Source organism: Paenibacillus riograndensis SBR5, assembly GCF_000981585.1.
In the GTDB taxonomy this organism is placed as follows: domain Bacteria; phylum Bacillota; class Bacilli; order Paenibacillales; family Paenibacillaceae; genus Paenibacillus_AQ; species Paenibacillus_AQ riograndensis.
The window spans coordinates 346,180-358,507 of sequence record NZ_LN831776.1 but is presented as its reverse complement, the minus strand read 5'-3'; the positions used below and the strand labels follow the sequence as shown (position 1 = coordinate 358,507).

The 12,328-nt window shown below is 55.2% G+C and carries 11 protein-coding genes and 1 pseudogene; 11 read left to right on the top strand and 1 reads right to left on the bottom strand.

Annotated features, from left to right (window positions below; translation table 11 throughout):
- The first annotated feature begins 245 nt into the window (after positions 1-245).
- Positions 246-1,937 (top strand): SWIM zinc finger family protein, encoded by a 1,692-nt coding sequence (locus tag PRIO_RS01695; RefSeq protein ID WP_020426513.1) that lies wholly within the window; start codon positions 246-248, stop codon positions 1,935-1,937.
- Positions 1,938-2,184: 247 nt separating this feature from the next.
- Positions 2,185-2,268, top strand: a pseudogene (locus tag PRIO_RS34535) (winged helix-turn-helix transcriptional regulator); the annotation flags it as partial.
- A 182-nt stretch (positions 2,269-2,450) separates the two neighbouring features.
- On the opposite strand, the gene PRIO_RS01690 reads toward PRIO_RS34535, so the two are convergent.
- The gene (locus PRIO_RS01690; protein ID WP_046500955.1) at positions 2,451-3,584 is read right to left on the bottom strand and encodes a mandelate racemase/muconate lactonizing enzyme family protein; all 1,134 of its coding nucleotides are present in this window, start codon (positions 3,582-3,584) and stop codon (positions 2,451-2,453) included.
- 366 nt (positions 3,585-3,950) lie between these two features.
- Between PRIO_RS01690 and PRIO_RS01685 the strand changes: the two genes are divergently transcribed.
- From PRIO_RS01685 to PRIO_RS01645, 9 genes are all read left to right on the top strand, one after another.
- Positions 3,951-4,631, top strand: a complete 681-nt coding sequence (locus tag PRIO_RS01685) for a GntR family transcriptional regulator (RefSeq protein WP_020426516.1) — start codon at positions 3,951-3,953, stop codon at positions 4,629-4,631.
- Positions 4,632-4,636: 5 nt separating this feature from the next.
- Positions 4,637-5,518, top strand: coding sequence for an ABC transporter substrate-binding protein (locus PRIO_RS01680; RefSeq protein WP_020426517.1), 882 nt, complete (start codon positions 4,637-4,639; stop codon positions 5,516-5,518).
- 94 nt (positions 5,519-5,612) lie between these two features.
- Entirely contained in the window at positions 5,613-6,329 is a 717-nt protein-coding gene (locus PRIO_RS01675) for an amino acid ABC transporter permease (protein WP_020426518.1), read from the top strand.
- 26 nt (positions 6,330-6,355) lie between these two features.
- Entirely contained in the window at positions 6,356-7,072 is a 717-nt protein-coding gene (locus tag PRIO_RS01670; protein WP_020426519.1) for an amino acid ABC transporter ATP-binding protein, read from the top strand.
- Positions 7,073-7,115: 43 nt separating this feature from the next.
- Complete coding sequence (locus PRIO_RS01665; protein WP_020426520.1) at positions 7,116-7,922, top strand: nitrilase-related carbon-nitrogen hydrolase; 807 nt, start codon at positions 7,116-7,118, stop codon at positions 7,920-7,922.
- A gap of 46 nt (positions 7,923-7,968) precedes the next feature.
- The gene (locus PRIO_RS01660) at positions 7,969-9,129 is read left to right on the top strand and encodes a M24 family metallopeptidase (protein ID WP_051010601.1); all 1,161 of its coding nucleotides are present in this window, start codon (positions 7,969-7,971) and stop codon (positions 9,127-9,129) included.
- Entirely contained in the window at positions 9,126-9,911 is a 786-nt protein-coding gene (locus PRIO_RS01655) for an SDR family oxidoreductase (protein ID WP_020426522.1), read from the top strand. Before PRIO_RS01660 ends, PRIO_RS01655 begins: the two co-directional genes overlap by 4 nt.
- Positions 9,908-11,083 (top strand): M20 family metallopeptidase, encoded by a 1,176-nt coding sequence (locus PRIO_RS01650; protein ID WP_081487103.1) that lies wholly within the window; start codon positions 9,908-9,910, stop codon positions 11,081-11,083. The genes PRIO_RS01655 and PRIO_RS01650 overlap by 4 nt, the downstream gene beginning before the upstream one ends.
- 29 nt (positions 11,084-11,112) lie before the next feature.
- Positions 11,113-12,312: a pyridoxal phosphate-dependent aminotransferase gene (locus PRIO_RS01645; protein WP_051010602.1), complete on the top strand. Its 1,200-nt coding sequence runs from the start codon at positions 11,113-11,115 to the stop codon at positions 12,310-12,312.
- The last annotated feature ends 16 nt before the right edge of the window (positions 12,313-12,328 follow it).

Genomic DNA, 12,328 nt, shown 5'->3' with positions numbered 1-12,328 from the left:
ATTACAGAGGGACAGTGGTTTCATCATGACGCTGATGGACGAACTTGTTCTCGTATATTTGAGTCATTCCTCCGGGCATTTGCATATCAAACGGAATCGGACCCGGAGGGGAAGCTGGTTGATGACTCAATGGATACAAGCCTTCCGGAGCTTTAAAGATGTGCTCTATGAACTTGATCTCTGGGATGAATGGAACGCCTCTTCCCTGCATCTATAAACCCCGCTTGAATAGGAGTGAACGGTACATGAACCTGGCTGATCTGAGCAGAAGCATTAGCAGTGTGATTATGGCAAGAGGAGAGCACTACCTCCGCTCCGGCTATGTGGAGTCCGTACGTGAGTTGAAGCCCGGTCTCTACCGGGCACGATTCGCCGGAACTGAGCTTTACGAAGTGCTGGTGCAGCTTGGAGAACAGGATAAGGTGCTTTCATCCTCATGCAGTTGTCCATATGATATGGATGCAATCTGTAAACACCAAGCCGCGGTGCTGATGTATCTAAGGGACCATTTACAGGAAAACGCCAGCCCCGCCGGATTCGAATCAGCCCCGGCTGCAAGTCTGCAGCAGATGCTGGAAATGAAGGGCAAAAGCGAGCTGGTCTCCCTGCTCTTATCCCTGGCACTGGCTTCGGAACAGACAGAGCAGATAATCCGGATCTACTTATCCGACGCTCAGAACAGTGATGGAATTGGAGACTATCGGGATTTGATCCGCTCTTATATTAACCTGTATGCGGACAAGCATGGGTTTGTGGGCTGGGGAAAAGTGGACAAGGCTCTGCAGGGCGCCGAACTGGTCGCTGCCAAAGCAGTTCAGGTCTTTGAAGAAAATAATCCGCTCCAGGCGGTGCGAATCAACCTGTGCATCCTTGAAGAAATGCTGGAACTTCTTCAAGCCTCCGATGATTCGGACGGCACCGTGAGCGGCATGATTGAGGACAGTCTGGATCGTATCTTTGAGGTTGCACAGCTAGGAGAGCAGCTGCCGCCAGAGACTGCAGAGACGCTGTTTCATCTGGTACTGGACATGACGCAGCATCCGGAAATTGACGGATGGCCGGACTGGCAGCTTGATTTGCTCCGATGTGCTAACGAGCTGGCCGTTTCAGAGGATTTGCAAGCGCTGTGGGATGAACAAGCTGAGCTGTTAGGTCAAAGCTCCGATACAAGCTCCTGGAGCAGTCAGTACTTCGCGTCCGGCGTAGCTGAAATCCGTCTGGAACAGCTAAATAGGCAGGACAGTGGTGAAGAATTGCAGGATTATCTGTACAACAACCTGCAATACTCCTCCTTCCGCGAGCAAGCTATCCGTCTTGCGCTCGACGCCGCCCGGTATGATGAAGCGATTCGCTTAGCTGAAGAAGGGGAAGCGCTGGATAATGCGAACCATTTGCCAGGACCTCTTAAGAAATGGAAGGAACTGCGGTATGAAGCCTATAAGTTGTCGGGAAATGCACTGGCTCAGCGGGATCTCGGCATGGAGCTGCTATGTGATGGAGATTTATCCTACTATCCTGCCGTTAAATCTGCGTATCCGGCTGCGGAGTGGCCGCCAATCTATAACGCGATATTGGACAGACTGGAGCAGCGCTGGTCGTGGAATAATGTATACACGAAGCTCTTGATACAGGAGAAAGAATTCGACCGGCTGCTGAAGTATGTGCATGAGCATCCAAGGGAGATTGAAGAATATTATCCGCATCTTCTGGCCGACCACCTTCAGGAGGTGGTCGCCATTTTCCAGTCTTATATCAAGCAGTCTGCTGCTGAATCTTCTACGCGCAATCACTACCGGCAGGTCTGCGGGACCATCCGGAAGCTCCGCAATGCCGCCGGTTCCGCGACTGCTGAACTGGTCGCGAATTCACTGCTGGCCGAATACCCCAATCGGCCAGCCTTTAAGGACGAGCTGACCAAGCTGCTGGAGAGCTTTTGAGTAAACTTCAATCTGCGCGGAACGCATTGAAGCAGCTATCCGGCGCCCCCGGAGGCCCCAGTGCTGAAACAACGGCTGCACTTTTGCTGTTGTTTCAGCTATTTCCGGCTATGATGCGCCTAACAACGGCATTTTTACTGTTGTTGCAGCCATTTCCGGCCTCGGCGTGCAAAACAACGGTATATCTGCCGTTGTTCCCCTATTCCGCCATCCGTCTGAGTAGATGCCCCTACTTATAATAGGGTTCATGCTTACACTCCAGTTACGGGAGCTTGAACGGGAGGGCATCATTCAGAGAAAAGTTTATATGGAAATTCTGCCCAAAGTGGAATAATCACTAACTGATTTTAGAAGGATGTCAGAACCGATCATACTATCAGTTTGTTCGGAAAGATCATTTTTGAAGTTTCAATAATCAGCCGCCAGGAACCGAAAATACAAACAGCAAGCTACCGACCGTTCGGAGGCTTGCTGTTTGTATTTATATTCGCATCCCGAAGCTCAAAGAGCCGTTTATGTTGCATCTGCGGACAAGCAGGCAATCCGTGTCAAGCGGGATTCATCGACGGTGACCCCCAGCCCGAAACCTACGGGAACGGAGACAGCCCCGTTCAATACCGTAAGCACTCCTGCGGGATCGTCTTCGGGACGGACCCGCTGAAATCCCCACACTTCAAAGTGGCTGGCTCGCGAAGCCGATGCGATTTGCAGCAATGCGGCCGTAGCGAGCCGCCCCTCGTCCATTTGCCCCAACATATACGGGATGCCGAAGGATTCGGCAACTGCCATCATCCGCTGCAGGTTTACGACCGATCCTGCCTTTACGAGCTTTAAATGGACAATATCGGCTGCGCCTTCAGCGGCAATCCGGGCGACATCCGCGCACGTACGGCAGCTCTCGTCGGCTACAACGGCGGCTCGGGTTTGCTGCCGAACCTGCTTCAGACCGGAGAAGTCATCGGCGGGTACGGGCTGTTCCACCCACTCTACGCCGAGTGCTTCAAATTCTCTTAAGCGAAGGACCGCTTGCTTGGGCGTCCATCCCTGATTGGCATCGACACACAAAAGGACTTCTCCGCCAAGCCCGAACGACTCAATAACGGCTCTCGCCCGCCGAACCCGTTCAAGGTCCCCGGCCCGGTCCGGGCCGACTCTCAGCTTAATGGTCCGAAAGCCGTCCTGCAAATACCGGGCGGCCTCCTCCTCGGCTTCATCCGGTGTGCCGAAGGCAATTGTAGCGTCGCTAGGGATGGAATCACGCATCCGTCCCCCCAGAAGTTCGGCTGCAGACACTTTCAACAGCTTGCCCGTGAGATCCAGCAGCGCAATGTCGACTGCGGCGCGGGCCGCGCTGTTTCCGTTAATCAGCCTGTCCAGCCCGGCGTTGATCCTATTTCTGTTCATCACGGGCTTTCCGAGCAATGCAGGGCCAAGTGTGTGGGTAAGAACGGCCGCGACCCGTTCGGGCGTGTCGCCGGTAACATATTCGCAGTTGCCGCGAACTTCGCTCCAGCCGCAGACGCCCGAATCAGCTGTAATGCGCAGATAGATTTCTTTCAGATGTGTGACGGTCCCGGAGGAGGAATGGGTGAATGGCGGAGAGAGCGGAAGGTCATATCTGAACACATCAATTTGTGAAATAAGCATAGCTGACACCTCGTTTTTTTGCTCGACATTATGTAAGAAATTATAACATATCAGATGTGTGGGTCACGAAAAATAGATTTTCGAACCGAAAAATTGGATAGATGACTGATATTTGATCAAATTTCACTGTAATTATAGTCATATATGAGCTCGATTGGCAACAAAATATCGACAAAATCTTTATATTTTCGACTTCATGGAAGATATTTCGGTTTAATGTCAGTTATATTAACAATTTGAGATATTTTTATTGACAGGTCATCGAAACACCCTTTACAATGTGACCTATGTCACAGGTCATCATTGATCGTTGATATTTGATCAAATCTTTGATCTTGAAATTTCACGAAAGGAGATGCTGAATGATTGAGTAGAATTCCAACCTTTGTAACCGCGTCGGAGCATGTGTACTCCATTCTGAAGCAGTGGGTGCTATCCGGCGAATTGGCGCCCGGGGAGCGAATCGACCAAGATGCTGTCGCCTCCCGCCTCGGGGTGAGCAAAATGCCGGTCCGCAGCGCCCTGGACAAGCTGGCGGCCCAGGACCTGGTACTGCTGCATTCACACAGGGGCGTAACGGTTACCCCGTTGTCGGCGCAGCATCTCGAGGATATTTATCTGGTGCGTTGTAATCTGGAAGGATTGGCCGTACAACTTGCGACAGAGCTGCTGAAGCCGGAGGATGTCACCCTTCTTAACAACATGATTCAAAAACAGGAGGACCTGGCCAATCACCGAAACCCCGATACTGAAGCCATCCTGGCCGCCAACCGCGAGTTTCATCTATTCATTTACAGTCTCGCGCAGCGTCCGGTGCTGTTGTCGATCATTGAACGGTTATGGGAGCAGAGCGAGCGCTACCGCCGTATTCTTTTAATCCAGCCCGGAATGGTTGACGGTTCCCTTAACGAGCATCGCCGGCTGGTGGAGCTCATGACCCACAGGCAGGCGGAGGAAGCCAGCCGTTTCCTGGTAGAACACAATAGGAAGACTCAGCAAGTCGTACTAAGTGTAATGCATAACAACGAGAACAGTGAGGAGAGGTAAACGTGATGATGAAAAACACCAAGATGCTTGTTTGTGCGATGTTGGTACTGATGGTTGCGGTGTTGAGCGCGTGCTCCGGGACAAACGGTGCAAACGGAGGACAGGCCTCTTCCCCGGCCGGAAGCAGCAATCCGCAAGAGACGGCATCGGCCGCTGCCCCGTCTTTTTTGGTCGAAAAAGGGGTTCTGACCTATGGCACGGCCGCTACGTTCCCTCCTTTCGAATACATGTTGAACAATGAGTTCACCGGCTTCGATATTGAACTGGGACAAGCGATTGCGAAGGAAATGGGCGTGGAGGCCAAGATCCAGTCGATGAACTTCGACGGTCTGATTCCGGCGCTGCAAGGCAAACGGATCGACATTATCAATTCCGCAATGTATATCAAGCCTGAGCGGGAAGAACAAGTGGATTTCATCCCTTATATGGGACTTGCCGATTCGATCGTCGTGAAGAGCGGCAATCCGCACGGTATTAAAAGCATGGATGATTTGTCCGGTTACACCGTCGCTGTAACACGCGGAGCTGTTGAGGAAATCAACGTGCGCGAGCACAATGTAAAACTGAAGCAGGCCGACAAGCCGGAAATTAAAATCCTGGCACTTCCAACTGCCAATGACGCCGTACTTGCAACCGAGCAGGGCCGTGCCGACGCATTCCTCCACTCTTCTCCGGGAGCCGCCTATCTGCAAGAGGAGAAACCGGGCGTATTCGAAATCGCCGGCTCCTTCGGCGCGGATACGAAGATCGGAATCGCCGTTCGCAAGGGTGACACTGAAACGAAAACGGCGATTGAAGCAGCGCTGAAGAAAGTCGTTGAGAACGGCACCTATAAACAATTGATGGAAAAGTACCATTTGCCGGCTGAGATGAGTTATTTCAAGTAACATACAGCACTCTGAATAACACAGCCGCCGGATTTGCGTTAACGGATTTTATCCCGCCCGAATCCGGCGGAAGCTGTAATAAGGAGGTTAGAAAATGGAATTTGCAGAAGGCGTTTGGGCGTATCTCGGGTCCCGTGCTTTTCTGGATGGAGCCATAAATACGATGAAGCTCACGCTGGTGTCACAGATTGTCGCTGTCCTTCTTGGATTCATCATTGCGCTTGCCAAAATGTCAAGGTGGAAGCTTCTGCAGGGCTTGGCAACCTCCTATATATGGATTTTTCGCGGAATTCCTGTGATGGTTCAGCTAATCTTTGTGTACACGGCGCTGCCCCAGTTCGGAATCAGGCTGACCGGGTTCCAGTCGGCATTCGTCGCACTCGCGCTCAACGAGGCGGCCTATATGGCGGAAATCGTCCGTTCCGGCCTCGCGTCGGTGGGTAAAGGGCAGCATCGCGCCGCCAACGCCCTTGGCATGAACAACTGGCAGCGGATGAGATACGTCGTTCTTCCCCAGGCGTTTCGCGTCATCGTACCGCCGACGGCCAACCAGTTTATCGGCATGCTAAAGACCTCGGCGATGGCCTCGGTTGTAGGCTATACCGATCTGCTGTTGACCGCCCAACAGACTGCGAGCGCCAACTTTGATTACGTGGATACGCTGATCGCGGCCGTTATTTATTATCTTGCCTTTACGGCGCTGTTCACACTTGTGCAATCTTACCTCGAGCGGCGGATGGATATCACCCGTTCACGAAACCGCAAATCCCCCTTGTTCTCGCTGATGAAGCGCGGGAAGTCAATCCTATAACCTGATCATGGAAGGAGGTCAACATTGTGCTGCAAATCGAGCAGGTGTCCAAGCAATACCATGGCGATCCGATCCTAAAAGAGGTCTCTTTCGATATTCATGAGGGAGAACGGGTGGTAATTATCGGGCCTTCCGGTTCCGGCAAGTCAACGCTGCTGCGTTGTGTAGCGGGGCTTGAGCCCATCAACGGCGGACAAATCCTGTACAATGGGCAGGACGTCAACGGTTCACGGCACGCAAAAGCGGAGATCGGCATGGTTTTTCAATCGTTTGATCTGTTTCAGCATTTGAACGCGATCCAGAATATTATGCTGGCTCCGAGAGTGGTGCGGGGCGAAAAAGAGCAGGAAGTCCGGTCGCGCGCGGTTCAGCTGCTGGAACGAGTACGTCTGAGAGACCGGGCGGAGCATTATCCTGAACAGCTTTCCGGAGGGCAGCAGCAGCGCATCGCCATTGCGCGGGCGCTCGCCATGAATCCGAAGCTGATGCTGTTCGACGAGCCTACCTCGGCTCTTGATCCTGAGATGACAGCCGAGGTACTGGACGTCATCTCCGATCTGGCCAGAGACGGAATGACGGTCGTCATCGTCACGCATGAAATGGAATTTGCTCGCCGGGTAGGCGACCGAATCATTTTTATGGACCAGGGGAAGGTTGTCGAGGATCTGCCTTCTTCACAGCTTGGAGAAGCCGGTAAACATCCCCGTCTGAAGCAGTTCCTTAACCAGATCACACAGTACTGATGAAGCAAATAGATAGAATTCATATGCTTAAGGAGTGAAGCGCTTGGAAACCGTTAAACTGGCGCTGGTGCAGTTCGAAAGCGCGCTGATGGATGTTGCCGCGAATGTCCGGAAAGGCCTGAGGTTCGTTGAACAGGCTTCGCGGCAGGGGGCCGGTCTGATCGTGTTCCCGGAGCTGTTCGTCACCGGGTACAATACCGACGTGATCAGCCACCGCTATCATGAGCTGGCCGAGGATATCGACGGCCCGACCGTCTGGGCGTTCCGGGAAGCCGCCCAGACGCACAACATCAACATTGTAATTCCGATGGCCCTTAAACAGAGCGAGGGCGGGACTGCCAATGGCGCCGTTATCATAGACCGGAGCGGAGCCATTGCGGGCACTTACAGCAAGGTTCATCTCTGGGAGGATGAAAGAAAGTATTTTAAACCCGGCGATATTTGTGCTCCGTATGAGCTCGATTTTGGCAAGCTTGGCGTCCTGATTTGTTACGATGCAGGGTTCCCGGAAGCGGCGCGTACCCTTGCTCTGCAAGGGGTGAAGCTGATTGTAACGCCATCGGCGTTTTCACTGGAAGACAAGCACAGGTGGGACATTTATTTTCCGGCAAGGGCACTTGAAAACACTTGCTTTGTGGCCGGCATCAACGGAGTAGGCAGCGAAGGCGGTCTGCGGTTGTTCGGCAACAATAAGCTCGCGAATCCGCGGGGCGATCTGATTCTGAACGGGGATCTGAATGAAGAGGCTATGCAGGTGCTGGAAATCGATCTTAACGAAGCGGCGGAATGTTCGAGGCAGATCCCGTATTTAAGAGATTTAAGAATGGACACTTACGGCTATCAGGCTTGAAATATGAGGCCAGGAAGAGAGGTAGACAATATTGGGCAGCACATCATTGATATTTTCCAGGAACGAATTTCACTCCCGTCTTCATAACGTACAAAGCGAGTTGGGACTCAAGGGGCTGAACGGCATGCTGATTCATACCCCTGAAAATATTTTTTATCTGACCGGCTACCAGAGTCCGGGCTATTATATGTACCAATGCCTGGTCGTTCCGGTTTCCGGCGACCCGGTGCTCGTGCTTCGGAGAGGCGAGCTTTCCAACGTTCAAACCTACAGCTGGCTGCCTGAAAGCCAAGTCAGAACGTATGACGATACAAATGATCCGGTCGCCCTGACCGCAGATACGGTAAGAGAGCTCAGCATCGCTCCCGGCGCACTCGGCCTGGAGACCGGCTCCTGGTTCCTGCCTGTCCGGAGCTATCAGAAGCTTGAGAAGATGCTTGGCGGTTTCAAACTCACGGATGCTCAAGGAACAATTGAGGCTTTCAGAGTCATCAAATCCCCGGCAGAAATTGCTTACATTCGTGAAGCCTGCACGGTGGCCGACCGTTCGATGCAGGCCGGGCTGGACGCAATCCGGGCCGGGGTGAATGAAGATGAGGCTGCCGCGGCGATGTTCTCCGCCATGATTTTGGCCGGGGGCGAGTATCTGGGGATGGAGCCGTTTATTTCCTCCGGCTTCCGTTCAGGCAATATGCATGCCGCATGGGGGCACAAGGTTATTGGTGACGGAGAGACACTTCTGCTGGAAGTGGCCGGCGCCCGCAACCGGTACCACGGCGCGTTGATGCGGGCTGCCTATACCGGTACGCCAACCGATGAGATCAAGCGGGTGACCGGGGTATGCATCGCTTCTTTGAACGCCGCGCTTGAGGTCATCCGGCCGGGCGTTACGGCCGGAGAGGTGGATGAAGCCTGCCGGGGAACTATCGAGAGAGCAGGACTGTACGAGCAGTTCCGCAAAAGAACCGGTTACTCGATTGGCGTCGCTTTTGCTCCGGATTGGGGGGAAGGCCATATTATGAGCCTCCAGCGGGACGATTCGCGCGTGCTGCTGCCGGGCATGGTGTTCCACATCCCGCCGGCCCTCCGCGTTCCTAACCACTACGGCGTCGGATTCAGTGAAACGATTCTGGTAACTGAAACCGGCTGCGAAGTGCTGACCAAGCTGCCGCGGGAGCTGACCCTAGCGAAGGGGGGAAACGCATGAGCGGACAATTCGCAGGAAAAACCGCGCTGGTAGCGGCGGCAAGCAAGGGTCTTGGCCGTGCCGTGGCCTTCGAGCTGGCACGTGGTGGAGCGAAGGTAGCGCTGTTCAGCCGTAATGCCGCGGAGGCTGAAGACACAGCTGCGGAAATCACCGCCGAAACGGGAATGCCCTCACTTGGCCTTCAGGCCGACGTCTGCTCCGCTTCCGACTTGTCCCGCTGCGTTGAAGAAACGTTCTCCGCTTTTGGCGGTCTGCACGTTCTGGTCACCAACGCAGGGGGGCCACCCGCCGGGAACTTCGAGTCACTCAAAGAGGAAGACTGGAAGTATGCCTATGAGCTTACCGTATTGAGTGTGGTCCGTCTCATCCGGGATGCGCTTCCGCATTTGAAGGAACAGGGCGGCGCAATCGTCAATCTGGCTTCATCCTCGGTCAAGCAGCCCATTCCCGGTCTGACCCTCTCCAATGTGATGCGGACCGGCGTGGCCGGACTCAGCAAGACGCTGGCAGAGGAGCTTGCCCCGTACGGCATCCGGGTGAATACGGTAGCTCCGGGCCGGATCGACACGGATCGAGTCCGTTCCCTGGACCGTATTCGGGCGGACAAGGCAGGAGTTGAACCTGAAGCAATAAAGGCGCAGAGCGAGAGGCAGATTCCACTCGGGCGTTACGGGCAACCGGATGAATTTGCCCGCGTGGTGGCGTTCCTGTGCTCGGACGGAGCGAGCTATGTAACGGGACAGACACTGCTGGTAGACGGCGGGATGGTGAAATCGTTATGAGCGAAGGCCTTCGTATGGTGGAGCCGGTGATCCGCTCCGAGCGGGTCATCCAGCTGCTGGCGGATCTGATCGGCTTTCAGAGCGTGAACCCAGGCGGTACGGAAGGAGACGCGGCGGCATATGTCGCCAAAGTCATGCGGAAAGCGGGCTGCGAAGTCGAGCTTCAGGAGATAGAGCCGGGAAGGCCGAATGTGATCGCGCGCCTGAAAGGCGCAGGCGGCGGGCGAACGATTATTCTGAATACACATATGGATGTCGTGCCGGCCGGCGAAGGCTGGAGTTCCGACCCGTTCACCCTGCTTCGCAAGGGTGAACGGGTCTACGGCCGGGGCGTTATGGATGCGAAGGGGCCCCTGGCAGCCATGATGGCCGCTGTCGAAGCGATCGCCGCATCCGGAGCGCACCTTCCGGGAGACATTGTGCTTGCGGCGGTTGTGGATGAAGAGGCGGCAAGCCTTGGAGCCCGCAATCTGCCGGATAATCTGCACGGCGATCTGGCGGTGATCGGCGAGGCAACCGCCGGCAACTTGGCGGTCGCGCACCGCGGCAGCATACGTCCGGTGCTGGCGGCCGAAGGGGTTTCGGCCCATTCTTCAACACCCCACCTCGGCGTCAACGCAGTGTCCCTCATGGTGCGCACGCTGATGGCACTTGAAGACTTTGCCGAGCAGGAGCTGACGAAGCGGCTCCATCCGTTGACGGGGCAGTCGACCCTGTCCGTCACGGTCATCAACGGGGGAATCAAGGAGTCGATGATTCCCGATCGCTGCGAGGCGCTGATTGATCGCCGGCTGATTCCCGGTGAAGCGGAAGAAGATGCTCTGCAGGAGATCAGGCAGATCATCGCCGGTCTGCCTGCGCTGGGCGGCCGGGTCCGCATCGACCGGCTCGTTCCAACAACCGGAGTGGCGTCAGAAACCCGCCCCGATCACCCGATGGTCGAGCTCGCTGCTGCAGCGATTGAACGGGTATACGGACGCAGGCCCGAACTCACAGGTCTTACGGCCAATTGCGACATGACCCACTTCGTCAAACGGGGAATTCCATCGGTGATATACGGACCTGGCGATTTCAGCGTGGCCCACACAATCGGCGAGTGGGTGACGGTGTCCGAACTGGAGAATGCATCACGGGTCTACGCTTCCATTGCGATGGAAGTCGCTGGCTCGTAACAGCTAATAAGAAGAGGTGATGGGCGTTGTTGAACCAACATATTCAGTTGGCGGATTGGGTGGAGCGTGTCCAGCCTTCCCCGACTGCATTGCTGGAGTCCACAGTGGCAAGGTATCAGCGGGAAGGCCGAACCGTGTACCGCTTGGGCCTCGGGCAGCCGGACTTTCCAACACCTGACCGGGCCAAAGCGGCTGCGATTCAGGCGATACAAGACAATTTCACAGGATACACCGACACAGGCGGCATTCTGCCACTGCGCGAAGCGATCTGCCGTGCGCTTCTCCGAGATATGGGACTTAGCTACGACCCCGGGGATATTGTAGTGACCGTTGGGGGCAAGCATGCATTGTTCAACGCGATTTGCACGCTGTGCCGGCCGGGAGACGAGGTGCTGATCCCGATTCCGTATTGGGTGTCTTTTCCCGAGCAGGTTAAATTCGCCGGCGCCAAGCCGGTCTTCGTTCAGACCGTTGCTTCCTCCGGTTATAAAGTGACACCGGAGACGCTCACGCCTTGGGTAAACGAGTCGACCCGTCTGTTAATTCTCAACCAGCCGAACAATCCTTCAGGCGCGGTTTACAGCGCGGCGGAGCTGGCCAAGCTGGCCGAGTTCTGCCGGCAGCGGGATCTTTGGGTCATCAGCGACGAGGTTTATTCGGCGTTTGTGTTCAAACCGGAAGGGTATACGAGCATCGCATCTTTTCCTGGCATGCGGGAGCGGACCGTCGTGATCAACGCGGTGTCCAAGTCGTACGGGATGACCGGCTGGAGAATCGGTTACTCCGCCGCACCGGCGGCTGTCACCGGGGCGATGCTTCGCCTGCAGTCCCATACGACGAGCAACCCGTCATCCATCGCCCAACAGGCGGCACTGGCCGCCATTGATGGCCCCCAGGACGATTTGGAGGACATCCGGGGCGAGTACGCGACACGCCGCAGCGTTCTTGTCGAAGGGGTCCGCCGAATCAAGGGACTGGAGTGCAGCGTGCCGGACGGCGCCTTCTATGTATGGGTGGATGCCTCCGCATGGCGCGGCCAAACCTTGGAGGGACAAACCATATCTACTGCCGACGACCTGGCAGATATCTTACTTAAGAAGGCTGGAGTGGCAGTGATGCCGGGGACCGGGTTTGGCAGCCCGTATCATATCCGCCTGTCTTATGCCGTTTCCCGGGACGAGATGGAGAGCGGAATCGCGGCAATGGAATCGATTCTTGGCAGCAAGTAAACAGCAGAACACCAGA